The 20947-nt window shown below is 64.9% G+C and carries 21 protein-coding genes; 6 read left to right on the top strand and 15 right to left on the bottom strand.

The genetic code is table 11. The annotated features are described in order from the left end of the window. The first annotated feature begins 35 nt into the window (after positions 1 to 35). Entirely contained in the window at positions 36 to 1724 is a 1689-nt protein-coding gene (locus AC0L2F_RS10135) for an SGNH/GDSL hydrolase family protein (protein WP_473248264.1), read from the top strand. Positions 1725 to 1894: 170 nt separating this feature from the next. Here the strand turns inward: AC0L2F_RS10135 and AC0L2F_RS10130 are convergent, their stop codons facing one another. Both AC0L2F_RS10130 and AC0L2F_RS10125 read right to left on the bottom strand, forming a co-directional pair. Then, entirely contained in the window at positions 1895 to 2269 is a 375-nt protein-coding gene (locus AC0L2F_RS10130) for a CsbD family protein (RefSeq protein ID WP_063994704.1), read from the bottom strand. 73 nt (positions 2270 to 2342) lie between these two features. Continuing rightward, entirely contained in the window at positions 2343 to 3080 is a 738-nt protein-coding gene (locus AC0L2F_RS10125; RefSeq protein ID WP_063994703.1) for an SDR family NAD(P)-dependent oxidoreductase, read from the bottom strand. 98 nt (positions 3081 to 3178) lie between these two features. Between AC0L2F_RS10125 and AC0L2F_RS10120 the strand changes: the two genes are divergently transcribed. Both AC0L2F_RS10120 and AC0L2F_RS10115 read left to right on the top strand, forming a co-directional pair. Then, a complete protein-coding gene (locus AC0L2F_RS10120; RefSeq protein ID WP_063994702.1) occupies positions 3179 to 3958 on the top strand; it encodes an SDR family NAD(P)-dependent oxidoreductase in 780 nt (259 codons plus the stop codon). Between the two features lie 202 nt (positions 3959 to 4160). After that, on the top strand, positions 4161 to 5048 hold the full coding sequence (locus AC0L2F_RS10115; RefSeq protein ID WP_473248263.1) for a TauD/TfdA dioxygenase family protein: 888 nt from the start codon (positions 4161 to 4163) through the stop codon (positions 5046 to 5048). Between the two features lie 136 nt (positions 5049 to 5184). On the opposite strand, the gene AC0L2F_RS10110 is transcribed toward AC0L2F_RS10115, so the two are convergent. Beyond that, positions 5185 to 5829 carry a YqgE/AlgH family protein gene (locus tag AC0L2F_RS10110; protein ID WP_007605477.1) on the bottom strand — a complete coding sequence of 215 codons (645 nt, stop codon included), beginning with the start codon at positions 5827 to 5829 and terminating at the stop codon, positions 5185 to 5187. 142 nt (positions 5830 to 5971) lie between these two features. On the opposite strand from AC0L2F_RS10110, the gene AC0L2F_RS10105 reads away from it, so the two are divergent. The 3 genes from AC0L2F_RS10105 (at position 5972) to AC0L2F_RS10095 (ending at position 9466) form a co-directional block, all read left to right on the top strand. After that, positions 5972 to 6811 carry a protein-disulfide reductase DsbD domain-containing protein gene (locus AC0L2F_RS10105; RefSeq protein ID WP_063994700.1) on the top strand — a complete coding sequence of 280 codons (840 nt, stop codon included), beginning with the start codon at positions 5972 to 5974 and terminating at the stop codon, positions 6809 to 6811. 265 nt (positions 6812 to 7076) lie between these two features. Further along, a complete protein-coding gene (locus AC0L2F_RS10100; RefSeq protein WP_473248294.1) occupies positions 7077 to 8444 on the top strand; it encodes a flippase in 1368 nt (455 codons plus the stop codon). Between the two features lie 197 nt (positions 8445 to 8641). Next, positions 8642 to 9466 (top strand): sulfite exporter TauE/SafE family protein, encoded by an 825-nt coding sequence (locus tag AC0L2F_RS10095; RefSeq protein WP_007605473.1) that lies wholly within the window; start codon positions 8642 to 8644, stop codon positions 9464 to 9466. Positions 9467 to 9700: 234 nt separating this feature from the next. Here the strand turns inward: AC0L2F_RS10095 and AC0L2F_RS10090 are convergent, their stop codons facing one another. The 12 genes from AC0L2F_RS10090 to cysG all read right to left on the bottom strand — a co-directional run bounded on the left by AC0L2F_RS10090 (position 9701) and on the right by cysG (position 20917). Further along, on the bottom strand, positions 9701 to 10489 hold the full coding sequence (locus AC0L2F_RS10090) for a 3-hydroxybutyrate dehydrogenase (protein ID WP_007605472.1): 789 nt from the start codon (positions 10487 to 10489) through the stop codon (positions 9701 to 9703). Position 10490: 1 nt separating this feature from the next. Next, the gene (locus AC0L2F_RS10085) at positions 10491 to 11666 is read right to left on the bottom strand and encodes a DUF3734 domain-containing protein (RefSeq protein ID WP_473248262.1); all 1176 of its coding nucleotides are present in this window, start codon (positions 11664 to 11666) and stop codon (positions 10491 to 10493) included. A gap of 78 nt (positions 11667 to 11744) precedes the next feature. Further along, entirely contained in the window at positions 11745 to 12248 is a 504-nt protein-coding gene (locus AC0L2F_RS10080) for a CAP domain-containing protein (RefSeq protein WP_063994697.1), read from the bottom strand. A 90-nt stretch (positions 12249 to 12338) separates the two neighbouring features. Next, positions 12339 to 13376: a sulfate/molybdate ABC transporter ATP-binding protein gene (locus tag AC0L2F_RS10075; protein WP_473248261.1), complete on the bottom strand. Its 1038-nt coding sequence runs from the start codon at positions 13374 to 13376 to the stop codon at positions 12339 to 12341. Then, complete coding sequence (cysW, locus tag AC0L2F_RS10070; protein WP_473248260.1) at positions 13366 to 14277, bottom strand: sulfate ABC transporter permease subunit CysW; 912 nt, start codon at positions 14275 to 14277, stop codon at positions 13366 to 13368. The genes AC0L2F_RS10075 and cysW overlap by 11 nt, the downstream gene beginning before the upstream one ends. A gap of 9 nt (positions 14278 to 14286) precedes the next feature. Continuing rightward, entirely contained in the window at positions 14287 to 15123 is an 837-nt protein-coding gene (gene cysT, locus AC0L2F_RS10065; RefSeq protein WP_081747971.1) for a sulfate ABC transporter permease subunit CysT, read from the bottom strand. Between the two features lie 36 nt (positions 15124 to 15159). Beyond that, positions 15160 to 16161, bottom strand: coding sequence for a sulfate ABC transporter substrate-binding protein (locus AC0L2F_RS10060; RefSeq protein WP_473248259.1), 1002 nt, complete (start codon positions 16159 to 16161; stop codon positions 15160 to 15162). A gap of 120 nt (positions 16162 to 16281) precedes the next feature. Further along, a complete protein-coding gene (locus AC0L2F_RS10055; RefSeq protein ID WP_063994695.1) occupies positions 16282 to 17013 on the bottom strand; it encodes a phosphoadenylyl-sulfate reductase in 732 nt (243 codons plus the stop codon). Beyond that, positions 17010 to 17525, bottom strand: a complete 516-nt coding sequence (locus AC0L2F_RS10050; protein WP_473248258.1) for a DUF934 domain-containing protein — start codon at positions 17523 to 17525, stop codon at positions 17010 to 17012. The genes AC0L2F_RS10055 and AC0L2F_RS10050 overlap by 4 nt, the downstream gene beginning before the upstream one ends. Next, positions 17512 to 19167 carry a nitrite/sulfite reductase gene (locus AC0L2F_RS10045; RefSeq protein ID WP_063994693.1) on the bottom strand — a complete coding sequence of 552 codons (1656 nt, stop codon included), beginning with the start codon at positions 19165 to 19167 and terminating at the stop codon, positions 17512 to 17514. The genes AC0L2F_RS10050 and AC0L2F_RS10045 overlap by 14 nt, the downstream gene beginning before the upstream one ends. 11 nt (positions 19168 to 19178) lie before the next feature. Beyond that, entirely contained in the window at positions 19179 to 19496 is a 318-nt protein-coding gene (locus AC0L2F_RS10040; RefSeq protein WP_007605455.1) for a DUF2849 domain-containing protein, read from the bottom strand. Then, a complete protein-coding gene (gene cysG / locus AC0L2F_RS10035) occupies positions 19493 to 20917 on the bottom strand; it encodes a siroheme synthase CysG (protein WP_473248257.1) in 1425 nt (474 codons plus the stop codon). Before cysG ends, AC0L2F_RS10040 begins: the two co-directional genes overlap by 4 nt. Positions 20918 to 20947: the final 30 nt, after the last annotated feature.

Below are 20947 nucleotides of genomic sequence, written 5' to 3'. Positions count from 1 at the left end.
CCTGTCCCGATCCCTATTGCCCGTGCCGAGATCGCATGTCGAAGAAGTCCCTGTTCAAGGTGCTGACCGAGACCGGCCCGCTGATCGCGCTGGGGACGGCGCTTGCGATTCTGGTGTCGGTCGCGGGACCCGCCTCGGCGCAGTTCTTCAACTTCCCCGGCTTCGGCGGCCCGCCGCAGCGCGCGGCTCCGCCGCCATCGCGGAACGGTGGAGGCGGAGGCGGCGGATGGTTCGGCGGCGACTTCTTCGCGCCGTTCCAGCAGCAACAGCCGCAAGCACCACGTCAGGACTTTTCGCGCGCGCCGGCGCCGGCCAAGCGCGACACCATTCCCGACAGGAACGTGCTGGTGATCGGCGACGCCATGGCCGACTGGCTCGCCTATGGCCTGGAGGACGCCTACACCGAGCAGCCCGACATGGGCGTGATCCGCAAGCACAAGACCACGTCCGGCCTGATCAAGTATCAGCCCAAGGGTGAGCCCTCGGACTGGACCGCTGCTGCGAAGGGCATTCTCGAGACCGAGAAGCCCGACGTGATCGTGGTGATGCTCGGCCTCAACGACCGCATTGCGATCCGCGAGGCGGCAGCACCTGAGAAATCGGACAAGGCGACGGACAAGGACAAAAAGAACGACAAGGGCGCACGCGGCAAACCACCGGCCAAGCCCGGCGATGCCAAGCCCGGCGACACCGCCGCGAAGTCGGACGACAAGCCGGCCGATGCCGACCTGCCGCAGGATGATGCCGACAACGCCGACGCACCGGCGGTCGCGGCGCCCGAGAAGACTGCGCGCAACCCGAACGGCCTCTACGAATTCCGCGACGAGCGCTGGGTCGAGCTCTACGGCAAGAAGATCGAGGAGCTCGCCAACGTCCTCAAGTCCAAGGGCGTGCCGGTGCTCTGGGTCGGCCTGCCCGCGATCCGCGGTCCCAAGGGCACCGCGGATATGCTGTTCCTGGATTCGCTCTATCGCGAAGGCGCGGCCAAGGCCGGCATCACCTATGTCGACGTCTGGGACGGCTTTGTCGACGAGGCCGGCCGCTTCCTGCAGAAGGGCCCGGACTTCGAAGGCCAGATCCGTCAGCTCCGCAGCGGTGACGGCGTCTATTTCACGAAACCCGGCGCGCGCAAGCTCGCCCACTATGTCGAGCGCGAGATCACCCGCCTGCTCGCCGGGCGCTCCGGCCCGATCGCGCTGCCGAGCGAGCCGGCGACCCCCGACACCAGTGCCGAACCCGGCAAGCCCGCGCCGCGGCCGCTGGCCGGCCCGATCGTCCCGCTGGTTGCGGCCTCGATCTCGACCGATCAATTGCTGGGTGGGCCGGGCTCACGTCCTGCCGCCGTCGATGCGCTCGCTGCGAAGACGATGGTAAAGGGCGAGCCACTGGCTGCGCCCGCCGGCCGTGCCGACGATTATGCTTGGCCGCGCCGCGAAGTCGGCCGCGAGCAGGCCAAGGGCGATACGCCGGTCGCCGCGACGACGCCCGATGGCGGTACGCCGGGTGCGGCCGCAGCGATCGCCCCACCAAAGCTTGCGCCGAAGAAGCCACCAGCGCCGCAGCAACCGGCACAAGCAGCGCCATCGATGCGCGATTTCTTCGGCTTTGGCTCGCCGCCGCCCCCGCCGCGTCAATTGGCACCGGCGCCCCGCAATCCGAATCCCAACCCGGCGATCCCGCGTCCGCCTGGCAATGTCGGGCGATCGGCGGAAGTGTTCCGATAATTTTTCTAAGCTGAGGTCTCGTGTCCCGGACACGCTGCAGCGTGAAACGCTGCTGCGCAGAGCCGGGACCCAGCACGTCCGACAGTCACAAAAAGAATCGGCCCCGGCTCAGCAATGCGGCGTTTACACGCCGCATTGCGTCCGGGGCACGAGAGATCGAGTTACAGCAACTAGCCGTAATAGCGCCAGCGCGGCGGCGGACGGCGGGCGGGGCGCGCCATCAGCAGCGCGAGGGCAAAGCCGATGCCGCCGGCGACCAGCAGTGCGCCAAGCGGGTTGTCCTGCACCTTCTGGGCAATCGCCTGCGAGCCGTCGCGCAAGGTTTCGGCCGGCTTGTCGTAGGCGTCCTTGGCATAACTGGCCGCGGTGTCCGTGGCGTCACGTACGGCATCCTTGGCCTGGCCGTAGAGATTTTGCACGGTGCCTGCGGCCTCACGCGCCTTGCCCGACGCCTGTGTCTGCGTATCGCTGGCCATGTCTCCGATGGCGCCTTCCGCGCGTCCGGCGAATTCCTTGGCCGATCCGACAATCCGATCCTTATCCATGATGCTCCTCCTCGGGGGTCAGCCCAAGTAACCGATCAGGAGCGGCACAGTTCCATCTGACTTGAAATTGGACTCAAAGAATAAGCCCGCCGTCGACGACCAATGTCTGGCCGATGATGTAGGACGACAGCGGCGATGCAAGAAACAGCGCCGCGCCCGCCATGTCAGCCGGCGTGCCCAATCGCCGCAGCGGAATGCGTGAAAGTGCACCTTCGAGCCGCTTGGGATTGTCGGTCGTGACCTTGGTCATCTTGGTATCGACAAGACCGGGCGCGATGCCGTTGACGCGGATACCATCTTCGGCCCAGGCCTCGCCCAGCGTCCGTGTCAATCCGACCGCGCCGGTCTTCGACGCGTTGTAAGCGGGATTGCCCATGGTGGAATGATAGGCCGCGGTCGAGGACACCATGATCAGCGATCCCCGCGCGTCCCGCAGCATGGAATGAAAGCGCGTGGCACAGGCCATCAGGCTCATCAAATTGACCTCGACGACCTTGCGAAAGCCCGCCATCTCGAACTCGCCGCGGCGATAGAGCACCGCACCCTGCGCGAGCACCAAAATATCGAGCCGATCGAACGACGGCTTGAACGCTTCGACCGCTCCGGCATTGCCGACGTCGAGCTGCGCGTAGGAGAGACCGGTGAGATCCGAGCCCTCCTCTTGCGAATATTCCTTCGCGTGGGCACGCGTGCCGCAGACCGCAACTTGCGCGCCCCTGACACGAAAGGCTTGCGCAATGCCGTTGCCGATGCCGCTGGATCCGCCGACGACCAGCACCTGCTTGCCTGAGAAATCGAGCTCGTTCGTCATTGCTGGCCTCCCCGATCGTCTTGCTTGTTTGACCTGTCTGCGGATCGATGCCAGCCTTGTCAATCACAACAAGAACAAGCAAGGCACGAGGAAACAGCATGTCCGATTTCAAGCAGCTCAGCCGATCCGTGAAGGGCCTGACCGTTCTCGTCACCGGCGCGGCCAGCGGCATGGGACGCGCGACGGCACGCGTGTTCGCCGCTGAGGGCGCCAACGTCGCCGTCACCGATTATGACCAGCAGGGCGCGCTGGCCGTCGCGAACGAGATCGCGGCAAGCGGCGGAGCCGCGAAAGCCTGGAAGCTCGACGTTGCCGATGGCGATGAGATCAAGCGCGTGGTCGGCGACGTCGCCGCGCATTTCGGCGGGCTCGACATCATCGTCAACAATGCCGGCATCTCCGTGCGCGTCGCGATCGACGACGAGGCCTATGAGGACGCCTGGACCAAGGGCCTCGCGGTGATGCTGACGGCGCATCCGCGCATCATCCGCGCCGCGCTGCCTCACTTGCGCAAGTCGAACAGTCCGCGCATCGTCAACATCGCCTCGACCGAGGCGCTCGGCGCCACCGCATTGCACAGCCCCTATTCCGCGGCGAAGGGCGGCGTCGCCAGCCTCACCCGTTCGCTCGCAGTGGAGCTCGGCCGCGAAGGGATCACCGTCAATTGCATCTGCCCGGGGCCGGTCCGCACCGCCATCACCGACCGGATCTCGGAAGAGCACAAGACCATCTACGCCAGACGCCGCACGGCGCTGGGCCGCTACGGCGATCCCGAGGAAGTCGCGCACATGACGCTGAGCCTGTGCCTGCCGGCAGCGTCCTTCCTCACCGGTGCGGTCATCCCCGTCGATGGCGGCCTGATGGCGCGCAACGCGTGAGCGGCATCAAAGGGCGGTAGCCCGGATGGAGCGCAGCGCAATCCGGGCTTCTCACCTCGCGGGAAGACTCCCCCGGATTGCGCTTCGCTCCATCCGGGCTACGGGCAGCCATGCGCGCCCAGCGTTGACATCGCCTGTTACGGGAGTAACTTTTTCCACGACAGAGCGGGACCAACCGCTCGCACGCCCGGGAGAAAACGCCATGACGATCGCCATCCGGCAGCTTCACAAACATTTTGTCGGCGAGGTCTCGGGCCTCGACCTGCGGCAACCTCTCACCGAGGCCGAGGCGCGCGAGATCGAAGCCGCCATGGACAAATATGCGGTGCTGGTGTTCCACGACCAGGACATCACCGACGAACAGCAGATGGCCTTTGCGCTGAATTTCGGCCAGCGCGAGGACGCCCGCGGCGGCACTGTCACGAAGGAAAAGGACTACCGGCTCCAATCGGGCCTGAACGACGTCTCCAATCTCGGCAAGGACGGCAAGCCGCTGGCGAAGGACAGCCGCGCGCATCTGTTCAATCTCGGCAACTGCCTGTGGCATTCCGACAGCTCGTTCCGTCCCATCCCGGCGAAGTTCTCGCTGCTGTCGGCCCGCGTGCTCAACCCGAAGGGCGGCAATACCGAATTCGCCGACATGCGCGCGGCCTATGACGCGCTCGACGACGAGACCAAGGCGGAGATCGAGGACCTCGTCTGCGAGCACTCTCTGATGTATTCGCGGGGATCGCTCGGCTTCACCGAATACACCGATGACGAGAAGCAGATGTTCAAGCCGGTGCTGCAACGGCTCGTGCGTACCCATCCCATCCATCGCCGCAAGTCGCTCTATCTCTCATCGCATGCCGGCAAGATCGTCAGCATGAGCGTCCCCGAGGGAAGGTTGCTGCTGCGCGATCTCAACGAGCACGCGACGCAAAGCGAGTTCGTCTACGTCCACAAATGGAAGCTGCATGACCTCGTGATGTGGGACAACCGCCAGACCATGCACCGCGTCCGCCGCTACGACCAGTCGCAGCCTCGCGACATGCGCCGCGCGACGGTGGCGGGCACGGAGCCGACGGTGCAGCAGCAGGCGGCGGAGTAGCTTGTTGTCGTCCCGGCGAAGGCCGGGACCCATATTCCAGAGACGAAGTTATCGGACGAATCTGATAACTCCGAATCATCGCCAAACCTCGTTCGGTGGTTATGGGTCCCGGCCTTCGCCGTGACGACATACAAGGCTACGCGTGGCCCGCCTCGTTCGACAGCATGCCGGGATCGATGCCGATCTTGCGCAGTGCGCGTCCGTATTTTTCGTCGACGTCGTCGCCGAAGATCAGATCCGAATCCGCGTCGCAATGCAGCCAGCCATTGCTCTGGATTTCGGTCTCGAGCTGGCCCGGCGCCCAGCCGGCATAGCCGAGCGCGAGGATAGCGTGCTTGGGGCCGGAGCCGTTGGCGATCGCGCGCAGGATGTCGACGGTCGCGGTGAGGCAGACGCCGTCGTCGATCCGGAGCGTCGCGTTCTCGATGTAGAAATCGCTGGAATGCAGCACGAAGCCGCGGCCGGTATCGACCGGACCGCCGCGCAGCACCTTCATGCTTTCGGCGTTCTCCGGCAGCTTGATGTGCTCGCCCTTGTTGATGATGCCGAGCTGCTGCAACAGCTCGGGGAAGTCGATGCTGCCGGCCGGGTGGTTGACGATGATGCCCATCGCGCCTTCGGCGGAGTGGGCGCAGAGATAGATCACCGAGCGCTCGAAGCGCTCGTCGCCCATCACGGGCATGGCGATCAACAGCTGGCCGTCGAGGTAACCCGCCGAACTGGGGAGCGCGGGGGCTGACTTGCGGGTGCTTTCGCCCGTCCTCTTGCCTGTGGGAGCCATCGGTAAAGCACTCCGGTTTCAATTCCTATCCTGATGTCGGGCCGGCCGGCTGTCAAATCAAGGCTTGCAGGGACTTGATTCAAGTGCATCCATCACAAGCAATTCAATGGTTTGCCGCGGGGCGACCCTGTAAAGACGTACCATGCTGACAAGAGTTCCCCGGCGTGCGGCGATTGGCGTCGCGACAACCCTGCTCGCGTCGTCGCTGGCGCTTGCGGCCCATGCCGACGACGCATCGCCGTGGCAGCGCGACGGACATTCCGCGGTGCGGTTGCTGGCGGGATCGCGCAGCGGCGCCGTCCTGCTCGGCGGTATCGCCTTCCAGATCCAGCCCGGCTGGAAAACCTATTGGCGCATGCCGGGCGATTCCGGCGTTCCGCCGCGCTTCGATTTCTCGAAATCTGACAATGTCGAAGCGGTGACGGTGATGTGGCCGGCCCCGCAGAAATTCGACGACGGCGCGGGCGGCCATTCGATCGGCTATCACGACCAGATCGTGCTGCCCCTGCGCATCATCGCCAAGGCGGCCGACAAGCCGGTGACGTTGCGCGCCGAGATCAATTATGCGGTGTGCGAAAAGCTTTGCATTCCGGTCGAGGCCCGCGCCGAGCTTGGCTTCAACAGCGTCGCCTCGACCGAGGACGCCAATCTGCGTGCAGCGCTCGACACCGTGCCCAAGCCTGCCACCATCGGCGATCCCAACCCGCTCACCATCCGCGACGTCAAGCGTGACGGGCCCAAGAATGTCGTCGTCGACGTGGTCGCGCCGGATGCACGCACCGTCAATCTCTACGTGGAAGGCCCGACGCCCGATTGGGCGTTGCCCATCCCGGCACCGGTCGAGCCCAGCCCACCGGGCGTGAAGCGGTTTTCTTTCGAACTCGACGGACTGCCGCCGGGCGCCAAGGCCGACGGTGCTGCGCTGAAGTTCACGCTGGTCGGGCGGGAGAAGTCGTACGAGTTCAATACCAATTTGGAGTGATTGCGCTGCTGGCGCCGGGCATTCAGCTGTCGTCCCGGACAAGCGCAGCGAAGCGGAGCGCCGATCCGGGACCCATAGCCACAGGGAGTGGTTTGGCGAAGACTCGGAGCCATCAGCGAGCGCAACAACTTCTCACTGCGGCTATGGATCCCGGCCTTCGCCGGGACGACACCGAGGATGGGACGTCCACCCAACCGAATCTTAACGAATGGTTGCTAATCCCCAAGGTTATCGCCGCATGCAAGACGCCTGGGGATCCTTCGAATTGGCCGTAATGGATGCAGACCCCGCAACGACCGGACCTGCCGGCCTCATCGCGCGGCTGCGCGAAAAATTGACGGGCGGGTCGAGCGAGGCATCGCTGACGCGGCGGCTGGCCGGCACCATCTTCGTCATCCGCGTGATCAGCGCCGGCCTTGCATATTTCTCGCAGGTCCTGCTCGCGCGCTGGATGGGGACGTCGGACTACGGCATTTATGTCTATGTCTGGACCTGGGTTCTGCTGCTCGGCAGCATGATGGACTTTGGCATCTCGGCCTCCGCGCAAAAGATCATTCCGGAATACCGCGCCCGTGGCGAGCATGCGCTGCTGCGCGGCTTTCTCTCGGGCAGCCGCTGGCTGACCTTTGCCGTTTCCGCACTGGTGTCGCTCGGCCTCGCCGGTCTCGTCAAATTGCTGTCACCCTGGATCGATCCGGCCGAGGTGCTGCCGCTCTATATCGGCTGCATGACGCTGCCCGCTTTCGTCGTGGCCAACACCCAGGACGGCATCGCGCGCTCGCATGACTGGATGCAGCTCGGCCTGATGCCGCAATTCATCATCCGCCAGGCCCTGATCATCGGCATCACGGCCTGCGCCTTCCTGCTCGGCTATCATCTCGGCGCGGTCGCCGCGATGGTCGCGAGTGCCGGCGCGGTGTGGATCGCGATGACCGGGCAGATGGTGGTGCTGAACCGCAGGCTCACCGATCACATCGAGCCCGGCCCCAAGGCCTACGACGTCGGCGGCTGGCTCGCCGTCTCGCTGCCGATCCTGCTGGTCGAAAGCTTCTACCTGCTGCTGTCCTATACCGACGTGCTGGTGCTTCAGCAGTTCCGCCCCTCCGACGAGGTCGGCGTCTATTTCGCCGTGGTGAAGACACTGGCGCTGGTCTCTTTCATCCACTACGCGATGTCGGCGACGACCGCGCATCGCTTTGCCGAATACAACGCAAGCGGCGACAAGGCGCGGCTGTCGGCTTATGTGGCGCATGCCATCAACTGGACGTTCTGGCCGTCGCTGGCGGCGACCATCGTGCTGCTCGCGCTCGGCAAGCCGCTGCTGTGGCTGTTCGGGCCGCAATTCGTGGTCGGCTACGACATCATGTTCGTCGCCGCCATTGGCCTCGTGGTGCGCTCCGCGATCGGCCCCGTCGAACGGCTGCTCAACATGCTCGGCCAGCAGAAGATCTGCGCGCTGGCTTATGCGCTGGCCTTTGCGATGAACCTGGTGCTCTGCATCGCGCTGGTGCCGCGCTTCGGCGGCCACGGCGCTGCGGCCGCGACCTCGATCTCGCTCAGTTTCGAGACGGTGCTGCTGTTCTGGATCGTGCGACAGCGGCTCGGCCTGCACGTGCTGGCGTTCGGGAAATAGGACCAGCGCCCCTGCTCTTCCGCGCTTCCGCTGGGGAACAACCGTTTCGCGGCACGCTGGGGAGCGCGGCTAAACCCCTGCCCGTTCAGCGAGGACAGCACGATTTTTCTTATTGCTCCCAAACAGTTGCTCTGCAGGGAAAGTTTATTCTACGTCATATTGCCCAACTGACGAGATAAACCTAAGATTCCCTGGACATGATAGATCCACTCTACGTCGCCTCCGGGTTCGGCGTCGGCCTGCTGGTTGGAATGACCGGCGTCGGCGGCGGTTCGCTGATGACGCCGCTGCTGATCCTGCTGTTCGGCATTCACCCATCGACCGCGGTCGGCACCGACCTGCTCTATGCCGCCGCCACCAAGACCGGCGGCAGCGTGGTGCATGGCTGGTCGCGCAGCGTGCACTGGCCGGCGGTGCTGCGGCTCGCCTGCGGCAGCCTTCCGGCGAGCGCGCTGACGCTGCTCGTGCTGTGGAAGCTCGACCTCAAGAGCGATTCCGAGCGCAATCTCGTCAACCTCGTGCTCTGCTTCGCACTGCTGCTGACCGCGACCTCGCTGATTTTCCGCAGATCGATCATGGAGCGCTTTCGCCGGCGCCTGGAGCAGGTCGATGACCGCACCACCGCGATTGCGACAGTCGTCACCGGAATCGTGCTCGGCGTGCTGGTTTCGATTTCATCGGTCGGCGCCGGCGCGGTCGGCGTCACCGTTCTGCTGCTGCTCTATCCGCGCCTGCCGGTGGCGACCATCGTCGGCTCCGACATCGCCCATGCGGTCCCGCTGACGCTGATCGCCGGAATGGGGCACTGGGCGCTTGGCGACGTGGATTGGGCGCTGATGGGCGTGCTGCTGTTGGGCTCGCTGCCCGGTATCGTCGTCGGCAGCTTCAGCGCGACGCGCGTGCCTGAGACGGTGCTGCGCCTGACACTTGCCTGCGTGCTGTTCGTGGTCGCCGGCAAGATCATGTTCGCGGAGCTGCACCTGTCCTCGGCGTTCGAGACGGCGCTGGCCTGGACACATTAGACAGAGAACGGCTGCACCACTCTCACTGTCATCGCCCGCCTTGTGCGCAATTGCGCACTGGGGCGGGCGATCCAGTACGCCGAGACCGTTGTGATTGGCCGAGAAGCTGCGGAGTACTGGATCCCCCGGCTGCCGCCTACGCTAAAGCTTCGGCGCCCCTAGACCTCAGCCCCGGCGAAGCCTTGGCGTAGCCGGGTCGCGGGGCATCACCGAGAGTTGTTGGGTTGACGCGAACTACTCCGCGGTCCAGCCGCCGTCGATCGACAGGTTAGTGCCGGTGATCTGCGCGGCATCGTCGCCGCACAGGAACAGCGCGAGGGCTGCGACCTGCTCGGAGGTGACGAACTCCTTGGTCGGCTGCGCGTCGAGCAACACGTCGTTGATGACCTGCTCGCGCGTGAGGTTGCGGGCCTTCATGGTGTCGGGGATCTGCTTCTCCACCAGCGGCGTCCAGACATAACCGGGGCTGATGCAGTTGCAGGTGATCTTGTGGGTCGCGACCTCCAGCGCCACGGTCTTGGTCAGGCCGGCGATGCCGTGCTTGGCCGACACATAGGCCGACTTGAAGGGCGAGGCGACCAGCGAGTGCGCGGAAGCGGTATTGATGATGCGGCCCCAGCCCTTCTTCTTCATGCCGGGGACGGCGGCGCGAATGGAATGGAAGGCCGAGGACAGGTTGATCGCGATGATCTGGTCCCATTTCTCCGGCGGGAATTCCTCGATGGGCGAGACGAACTGGATGCCGGCATTGTTGACGAGGATGTCGACCGAACCGAAACTCTTCTCGCCGAGCGCGATCATCCCGGCGATCTCGGCCGGCTTGGTCATGTCAGCCGGCGAATAGACCGCCTTAACGCCGAAGTCGGACTCGATCTTGGCGCGCTCCTTCTCGATGTCCTCCGGCGAGCCGAACCCGTTGATGACGACATTGGCACCGGCGGCGGCGAAGGCGCGCGCATAGGCGAGGCCGATGCCGCTGGTCGACCCGGTCACGACGGCGTTCTTGCCTGACAGACTACCCATATTAGTCGCTCCTTTTTGCCGGGGGCGCAGTGACGTCCCCCGTGAGATCGTAGGTCACCATGGTCTCGCCGGATTGCGGCCGCTCGAGCCAGTCCTTGTGGCGCATCGACAGATGCACGTCACGCACGCCGGCTTCCCAATGCTCGACCATGGCGACATGTGAGAAATCGTAATCCTTGGACGAGGATTCGTAGTTCTTGCTGCGGTAGATCAGGTGCACCACAGTCACGGTGCTTTCGCGCGATACCTTGGCAAGGAATTCCACGGAAGGGTCGTTCTTGAGATAATCGGGCAATTTGGAAATCAGGTCGCGCACGGCCCTGCGGGCGTTGTGCACCTGCTTGTTCTTGTCGGTGTTCATCCGCGTGCGGCTGGAGAAGCGGATGTCCTTCTCGCGCTCGGTCGCCTCGAGCAGCGAGGTCGGCAGATCGCCGCGGGCGCTGAACAGGTCGACCTGGAAGATCAGGAGATCGCGGTCGGTCTCGGCGTCCAGCACGAAGTCGAGCGGTGTGTTGGAGGCGATGCCGCCGTCCCAATAATGCTCGCCCTCGATCACGACGGACGGAAAGCCGGGCGGCAGCGCGCCGGAGGCCATGATGTGCTCGGGGCCGATTTTCTTGCCGAGCTTCCTGAACTCGAAATTGTCGAAATATTTGAAGTTGCCGGAGGTGACGCCGACCGCACCGACCGACAGCCGCGTTTTCAGATTGTTGATGCGGTCGAAGTCGACCAGACGCTCCAGCGTCTTCTTCAGCGGTGCGGTGTCGTAATAGCTCTCGGCCTGCGGGCTGCCGGGCGGCCAGAGCGGCGCGGGCGGAATGCGCGGCGTGAAGAAACCGGGGACGCCGAAGGTCGCGATCAATGCGGCGCTGGTCGAGTTGAACAGCTCGCGGCTGTGGTCGCTCTTGCCGATCGGCTTCCACGGCACCGGCGCGGAGACCATCTCCCAGAATTCCTTCAGCCGCTTGACGCGCGTCTCCCCTTCGTTGCCGGCGATGATCGCCGCGTTGACAGCGCCGATCGAGATGCCGGCGACCCAGTCCGGCTCGAAGCCGGCATGGCAGAGCGACTGATAGGCGCCGGCCTGATAGGAGCCGAGCGCGCCGCCGCCCTGGAGGACCAGGACACGTTGCGCGTTCGCGGGGATCGTTGCGACTTCTGGACTATGATCGGTCATGTGGGAACAATAGCAGATGGCGAGCGACCGTGGCGACAGTCTGCCGCGGCGTCAATGCATCCCGGGATCAAGTCTGGCTTATCGGGCGTCCGTCGAGGCTAGGATCATGGTCCAGAACACCTTGTATTTGGTGCCGGGAGCATAGCCCGCCGCGATGCCCAATTTTGTGACACCGCTCTTGAGCATGTTGGCGCGGTGTGGGGGCGAGTCGCGCCAGCCGGAAAACGCTTCCGCCAGCGTATGATAGCCGGCCGAGACGTTCTCGACCGCAACGGTCGCCGGATAGCCGCCGGCGCTGAGGCGCTTGGCCAGCGGTGCGCGGACGTCATGGTCCATCTTGTTGGCGGCAGCCATGGCCTGGGACTGAGATTCGGCGAGACTCATCAGGGCAGGATCGATCACGACGGTGCCGAGCCCGTTGTTCTGGCGGTATTGCGAGATCATGATCGCTGCCGCCTGCGCATCGAGCTTTGCGCCCGGGACAGCCATATCGGCATACATCGAGGGCTGCTGGACCGGTGCCTCGTTGCCGGCACAGCCGGCGAGCAGCAAAAGGATTGATATCGCGGCCGCGGCGCGCATGAACAGGAGCCCCCAAATCAGGGGCCGTTGTTGCATACCAACCGTGGCTGAAAGGTGAATATTGAGGAAAAATTGACCGGTTGGCCCCGCTTAGGCGCCCGCAAATATCCGGTAGCGCCGGGGCTCCAGGCCGATCGTGTCGCCGGCGCGCAGTTCCCTGCCGCGGGGAGCATCGATCTCGATGGTCTCTCCGCCTGATAGTGCCACCTCGGCCCGCTGCACGGGGCCGAAATTCCGGACATGCCGCACGGCGCCCTCGAAGGCGCCGCTGCCGGGCGGGCCGACCAGCATGTCGTGTCGCCGCACGAACAGTCTTGACGCGCCAGGCGCAAGGCCATCTGCCGCGAGCCGCAGCGGCCGGTCGCCGAGCGTGATGAGACCTTCGGCGATCAGGACCGGAAGCTCGATGGATTCGCCGATGAAGCTGTGGACGAAGGCGGTCGCCGGGCTCTCATAGACGTCATCGGGCGAGCCGATCTGCTCGATCTTGCCCTTGTCCATCACGACGACGCGGTTGGCGACTTCGAGCGCCTCCTCCTGGTCATGGGTGACGAAGATCGAGGTGACGTTGATCTCGTGGTGCAGCGAGCGCAGCCATTTGCGCAGCTCCTTGCGCACCTTGGCATCAAGCGCGCCGAAGGGCTCGTCGAGCAGCAGGATACGTGGCTCGATCGCGAGCGCGCGGGCCAGCGCGATGCGCTGGCGCTGGCCGCCCGAGAGCTGGCTCGGATAGCGGTCGGCGAGCCAGTCGAGCTGCACGAGATCGAGCAGCTCCTTGACGCGCGCGCGGATGGTCGCTTCATCCTTGCGGATCGCGCGCGGCTGCACGCGGAGCCCGAAGGCGACGTTCTCGAACACCGTCATGTGGCGGAAGAGCGCGTAGTGCTGGAATACGAATCCGACGTGCCGCTCGCGCGCGCCCTGCGCCAGCGCGTCCTCGCCGTTGAAAGACACCTCGCCGGAATCGGGCCAGTCGAGCCCGGCGATGATCCGCAGCAGCGTCGTTTTGCCCGAGCCGGACGGCCCGAGCAGCGCCAGCAGCTCGCCGTCGTTGACCTTGAGGTCGACGCCGTCGAGGGCTGCGAAGCTGCCGAACTTCTTGACGAGATTCCTGACTTCAATGCTCACTTGCGTCATGTCCTTCGTCGAGGTGATTTTCGAGAACGGTTTTCACGATCAGCGTGATCAGCGCCAGCATCGCCAGCAGCGAGGCGATCGCGAACGCCGCGACGAACTGGTATTCGTTGTAGAGAATCTCGACCAGGAGCGGCATCGTGTTGGTCTCGCCGCGGATATGGCCGGAGACGACGGACACCGCGCCGAACTCGCCCATCGCGCGCGCGTTGCAGAGCAGGACGCCGTAGAGCACGCCCCATTTGATGTTGGGCAGCGTGACGCGGAAGAAGGCCTGCAGGCCTGAGGCGCCGAGCGAGATCGCGGCCTCCTCCTCCTGCGTGCCCTGCTCCTGCATCAGCGGGATCAACGCCCGCGCCACGAAGGGGAAGGTCACGAAGGTGGTCGCAAGCGCGATGCCGGGCACCGCGAACAGGATCTGGACGTCATGATCGCGCAGCCAGCCGCCGAAATAGCCCTGCGCGCCGAACAGCAGCACGAAGACGAGGCCCGAGATCACCGGGCTGACCGAGAACGGCAAATCGATCAGCGTGATCAGGAAGGTCTTGCCCCTGAACTCGAACTTCGCGATGGCCCAGGCCGCGACCAGGCCGAAGACGAGATTGAGGCCGACCGAGATCGCCGCCACCACCAGCGTCAGCCTGATCGCGGACAGCGCCTCCGGGTCGGCCAGCGCGGCGAGATAAGCGAGAATTCCCTTCGAGAAGGCCTGCGCGAACACCACGACCAGCGGCAGCACGACGAAGACTGAGAGAAAGGCCATCGCCAGCGCGATGATGACGATGCGAACCGCCCTCGGCTCGGTGCGCAGGTTGTTCCGCGCGGCCGCCGCATGGGCGCGTGCCTTGGCTTCGGGGGCCGAGAGTGAGACGGAATCTGCGATCTGCATCGTCATGATCCGCCCTCAGCGTGCCGGGATCCGGCTCTGCGCCCAGCGCTGAAGCCGGTTGACGGCGAAGATGATGACGAAGGAGACGACCAGCATGACCACCGCGATGGCGGTCGCGTCGGCATAGCGGAATTCAGAGAGCCGGATCACGATCAGCAGCGGCGCGATTTCGGAGACGTTCGGCAGATTGCCGGCGATGAAGATCACGGAGCCGTATTCGCCGACGGCGCGGGCGAAGGCGAGCGCGAGCCCGGTGAGCAGCGCCGGGCCGAGCGAGGGCAGGATCACGCGAATGATGGTCTGCCAACGGCTCGCGCCAAGGCTGCCCGCGGCCTCCTCGATCTCGGGATCGAGATCCTGGAGCACCGGCTGCACCGTGCGCACCACGAAGGGGATGCCGATGAAGATCATGGCGACGAAGATGCCGACCGGTGTGAACGCCACCTTGATGCCGGCCGCCGCGAGCGGCGCGCCGAGCCAGCCCTTCTCGGCGAACAACGCGGTCAGCGCGACGCCGGCGACCGCCGTCGGCAGCGCAAAGGGCACGTCGACGATGGCGTCGAACAGCCGCCTTCCCGGAAAGCGGTACCGCACCAGTGCCCAGACGATGATGCTGCCCATCACCAGATTGACGCAGGCGGCCGCGAAGGCGAGCCCAAAGGACACGCGCAAGGCGTTCAGAGTGCGGCGGCTGGAGAGGATGTTCCAGAACTGCTCGGGGCTCAGCTCGAGCGATTTCAGGAACAAGCCGGCGAGCGGGATCAGGATGATGATCGACAGCCAGGAGAGCGTCAGCCCCATGGTGAGACCGAAGCCCGGCAATGTCCGGCGTCGTGCTGCGATTGCGCTCACCAGGCCCCCTGTTTAAGCCCCGCCGACAGCGCCCGATCAGTTCTTGTAGATCTGATCGAAGACGCCGCCGTCGGCAAAATGTTCCCTCTGCGCCTTGGTCCAGCCGCCGAAAAGTTCGTCGATCGTGAACAGCTCGACCTTCGCGAAGGAGTTTTCGTGTTTTTTGGCGATCTCGGGATCGCGCGGACGATAGAAGTTGCGCGCCGCGATTTCCTGACCTTCCTTGGTGTACCAATATTGCAGGTAGGCGTCGGCGGCGTTGCGGGTGCCTTTTTTATCGGCAACCTTGTCGATGATCGTCACCGGCGGTTCCGCCAGGATCGAGAGCGGCGGCGCCACGATCTCGAATTTCTCCGGACCGAATTCCTTGAGCGCCAGGTACGCCTCATTCTCCCAGGCGAGCAGCACGTCGCCGACGCCGCGCTCGACGAAGGTCACGGTCGCGCCGCGCGCGCCGGTGTCGAGCACCGGCACCTGCTGATAGAGCTTTCCGATGAAGTCCTTGGCCCTGTCCGCCGAGCCGTATTTCTTCTGCGCAAAGCCCCATGCCGCGAGATAATTCCAGCGCGCGCCGCCTGACGTCTTCGGGTTCGGCGTGATCACGGCGACACCCGGCTTGAGGAGATCGTCCCAATCCTTGATGCCCTTCGGATTGCCCTTGCGGACCAGGAACACGATGGTCGAGGTGTAGGGCGACGAATTCTGCGGCAGGCGCTTCTGCCAGTCAGCCGTCGTGAGGCCTTTGCCCGCGATGGCGTCGATGTCGTAGGCGAGCGCAAGCGTCACCACGTCGGCCTGCAATCCGTCGATCACGGCGCGCGCCTGCGAACCGCTGCCGCCATGCGACTGCTTGATCTCGACGCTCTTGCCGGTTTCTTTCCGATAGGCACTCGCGAACGCCTTGTTGAACTCGACATAGAGCTCACGCGTCGGATCGTACGATACGTTCAGCAGATTGATGTCGGCGGCGAGAGCCGAGCTTGCCAACATGCCTGTCACGAGTAGTCCTGCAGCGAGCGGAACGATACGACGCATCATGTCCATCTCCATTCACATCAATGACGTCGGCGTCATCGATGGCAGGCATAACTCGGGTCGAAACACGCTTAAGTCAACGGAACCGGATTTTCTTGTTCGTAGCCGGGCAGCGTAACTTTGCTACGAAATCTTCATCGTGTGGATGCCGCATTCCGTCTTGGCCCGGCCGCGCCAGCGACCCGCACGCTCATCCTCGCCCTCAGTCGTTCTGCTCGTGCATGGCATACACCCAACCGACAGAAATCCCGACGCAACCAGAGGATGACGCGGCAATTTGGCGCGGGCGAAGATCGCCTCGAGTTCCTCGCGCGAAACATTGGCGAAGGGATTGAACTTCAACCGCGCGCCGTCGTCCTCGACCACCGGGATGTCGGCGCGCGAGTTGCCCTGGAAGCGCTTGCGGCCGTTGAGCCATGCGTCGAACGGCTTCAGCGCCCGCGCCAGCGGCTCGACCTTGCGGATACGGCAGCAGGCGTCGGGATCGGAGAACCAGAGGTCGCGGTCGGGATCTTCGCGCGACAGCGTCTCCTCGGCGGGCGTGATCGAGCGGACATCCTTCAGGCCGAGCATCGCAATCAGCGCATCGCGATAGGCCAGCGTCTCCTCGAACAGCCAGCCGGTGTCGAGGAAGATCACCGGGATCGCCGGATCGACATCCGCCATGACCTTGAGCAGCGTCGCCGATTCCGTGCCGAAGGACGACACCAGCGCAAGCTTGTCGCGCCCGACCGCCTTCAGCGCAGCGGCGATGATTTCGGCGGGCGAGGCATCGCGCAAGGCACGATCGAGCTCCTCCGCCGAGGGCAGCGCAGAGGCGGAGATTGACGAAACTGGGGGCGCGATTGCGTTCACGTGCCGACACCTTGGGAGTGACGCAGTTGCATGCGCCGGTGCAGCGCCGTGATGCGGCCGTCACCGGTCGGCTGGTAGAACACCGAATAGCGCTTCGCGGTCTTCATGAAGGCTTCGGCGTCAGCCTGCTTCTTGACGTCGAAGGAATCGAAGCCCGCACGCAGCATGAACACGAACTGGTCCCGCAGGATCTGGCCCGTCGCACGCAATTCGCCGCGGTAATTGTAGCGCTCGCGCAGCAGCCGCGCCTGGCTGTAAGCGCGTCCGTCGCGGAAGGTCGGGAACACCAGCGCGACGACGGCGATCTTGCCGAGATAGGGCACCAGCTCGGCGATGTCGCGATTGTTCGGCCAGATCACACCGACCTTGCCGGTCCGCTTGAGCAACGCATCCGCCTCGGCGACGAAGCGCTCGGCCGGCACCAGGATGTCGCCGCCCTCGGGCAGCGGCGTGTCGACGGCGAGCTTGACGAAGCTGTCGTCGGCGATCTTTCCGCCGTTAACGAGTGGCATAAACGCGCTCCTTGAAGGGTTCGACGCCGAGGCGTTTTACGGTGTCCATGAACAGCTCTTCGGGCCGCTCGCGCAGCGCCAGATAGGCTTCCACGATGTCCTCGACGACATCGGCGACCTCGTCGAACTTGACGCCGGGTCCGATCAGATTGCCGAGTGCGGCACTCTCGTCGGCGCGACCGCCGATGGTGATCTGGTAGACCTCCTCACCGTTCTTCTCGACGCCGAGAATGCCGATGTGACCGACATGGTGATGGCCGCAGGCGTTGATGCAGCCGGAGATATTGATGTGCAGCCGGCCGATCAGATTGGCCAGCTCGTGATTGGCGAAGCGCCGCGTCAATTCCTGCGCGATCGGGATCGAGCGCGCATTGGCCAGCGAGCAATAGTCGAGACCCGGGCAGGCGATGATGTCGGTGATCAGATTGACGTTCGGGGTCGCCAGCCCGAGCTTGTCGAGCGCCTTCCACAGCGCCGGCAGGTCGCGCTTGGCGACATGCGGCAAAGCGAGGTTCTGCTCGTGGCCGACGCGGATCTCACCGAACGAATATCTGTCGGCGAGATCGGCAAGCGCATCCATCTGCTCGGCGGTGGCATCGCCCGGAGGCGCGCCGATCGGCTTCAGCGAGATCGTGACGATGGAATAGCCCTGGACCTTGTGCGGGGCCACCGAGTTCTTGCGCCATGCCTCGAAATCGGGATCGGCCGCGGCCTGCCGTAGCTCGTCCGGCATGTGCGGCAGCTTCTCGTAGGCGGGATAGGTGAAGCGCGAGCGGATGTCCTCGACCACCTCGTCGTCGATCTGGAGCGAGGAGTTGCGGATATGCTGCCACTCCTCCTCGACCTCGCGCGAGAACTTCTCGATGCCGAGCTCGTGCACGAGGATCTTGATGCGCGCCTTGTAGATGTTGTCGCGGCGGCCGTACTGATTATACACTCGCAGGATCGCCTCGATATAGCTGAGAATGTCGCGGCCGTGGACGAAATGCTTGATGGTCTTGCCGATGAACGGCGTGCGTCCGAGCCCGCCGCCGACCAGCACCTCGAAGCCGGTCTCGCCCTTCTCGTTCTTGATCAGCTTCAGCCCGATGTCGTGGATCTTGATCGCGGCGCGGTCGTGGTCCGACGCGGTGATCGCGATCTTGAACTTGCGCGGCAGGAACGAGAATTCCGGATGCAGCGTGGTGTGCTGGCGGATCAGCTCCGACCAGATGCGGGGATCCTCGATCTCGCCGGGCGCGACGCCGGCCCACTGGTCCGAGGTGACGTTGCGCATGTTGTTGCCGGAGGTCTGCATCGCATGGATGCCGACCTCGGCGAGATCGGCCAGCGCATCCGGCAGCTCGGCAAGCTTGATCCAGTTGAACTGGATGTTCTGCCGGGTCGTGAAATGGCCGTAGCCGCGGTCGTATTTGCGCGCGACGTGGGCGAGCGCGCGCAACTGGTTCGACGCCAGCGTCCCGTAGGGGATCGCGACGCGGAACATGTAGGCGTGCAGTTGCAGATAGACGCCGTTCTGAAGCCGCAGGATCTTGAACTCGTCCTCGGTGAGCTCGCCGGACAGGCGGCGCTTCACCTGGTCGCGGAATTCCGAGACGCGCTCGTTGACGAGCGTACGGTCGATTTCGTCGTAAGCGTACATGAGAGAATGCCTTAAACCTGGACCGGCTGTCCGATGGTCACGCCGGTGCGGCGGATCTGTTCGCGCAGATTGCCGGGCTCGATCTTGCCGTCCGCGCCGACCTGCACCGGCGCGATATAGGGACCGATTGCGCCGACGTCATCGGCCACGGACTCCGCAAGCAACGCTTTCGCCTCGTCGGAGTTGCGCACGATCGCGGCTTCCGACAAGTCCGCGGACCAGCTCTTGGCGGCGGTGCGGTAAACCACGATGCCGTCCCAGGTGCGGTTGGCGGTCACGACCGAGGGGCCGGCGATCTTGATCTTCTTCTGTTCAAGCGGGGAGGTCATTCGGCTGCATCCAATAGGTCAGAGATGATTTGCTTTGGGGTTTGGCGACGAAGCGAACCGGCATGCCGGAGCACATCGCCGATGATGAGAATGGCGGGACCGCCGTTGGTCCGGCGGACCAGCTCAGGCAGGTCGCGCAGCGTGCCGATCGCGCCTTGCGCATCGAGCCGCGTGACGCGGGCGAACACGCCGACCGGCGTCTCCGGCGAACGACCGGCGGCCAAGAGGCCGGCGCGTATGGCCGGCGCAGCCGTCATGCCCATGTAGACCACGACGGTCATCCTGGCGTCGGTCAGCGTCGACCAGTCCACGACTTCCGCGTCGCGCGCCTTGTGCGCGGTGAGGAAGGTGATGCGGGTCGCTTCGTTCCGATAGGTGAGCGGCACCTCGAAATCGGCGGCACCGCCGAGCCCTGCGGTGATGCCGGGAATGATCGAATAGGCAACGCCGGCGGCACGCAACGCTTCGACTTCTTCGCCGCCGCGGCCGAACACGAAGGGATCGCCGCCCTTCAGCCGCACCACACGCTGGCCGGATTGCGCGGCCTCGATCATGCGCGTGTTGATGGCGTCCTGCCCGATGCCGGGCTTGCCGACGCGACGGCCGACCGGCACGCGCGTGGTGTCACGGCGGATGCGGTCGAGAACTTCAGGCGAGACCAGTTCGTCATGGAAGACGATGTCGGCGTCCTGGAGCGCGCGCAGCGCCTTGATGGTGAGCAAATCCGGATCCCCCGGACCGGCGCCAACCAGCGCGACCGAGCCTTCCGGCTTGTCGGCGCGCGCGAACGCGGATGGATCGGAAATCGCCTTGAGCGCTGCGTCCGCCTCGCCTTTGCGGCCGGCCAGAACGGCGGCGCCGATCGGACCGTCGATGACGCGCTCCCAGAAGCGGCGGCGGAGCGGAAACTCGGCAATACGTTCGTTGATGGATTTGCGGAAGCCGCCGATGAACTCGGCGAGCTCGCCGATGCGCGCCGGCAGCAGTGCCTCGATCTTCTCGCGCACGCGCCGCGCCACCACCGGCGACGTGCCGCCAGTGCCGACGGCGACGACGACATCGCCGCGATCGACGATCGCCGGGAAGATGAAGCTCGAATGCTCGAGATCGTCCATGACGTTGACGGGCAGGCCGAGCGCCTTGGCACGGGCCGACATCGCCACGCCGACGTCGCCTGCGCCGGCGCAAACGACCGCGATGATTCCCGAGAGATCGGCGGTGAGCGGATCGACGGCCGCGATGTCGATACGCGCCGCATCCCCGGAGCTCAAACCCAAGTCCTGATTGCCGTCGATCGCATGCACGCGAATGCGTGCACCGGCCGCAGCGAGCACGCGCAGCTTGGCGCGCAGAAGCTCACCCACGCCGATGAGGACCACCGGACCGGCCTTGAGATCGAGGAACACCGGCAAGAACCGCATACGATACTCGCTCCCCCCAGATCCGGGGTT

The organism is Bradyrhizobium sp. Ken64 (assembly GCF_055807555.1).
Note: the sequence above shows the minus strand (reverse complement) of the source record. Positions and strands in the feature narration are given on the sequence as shown.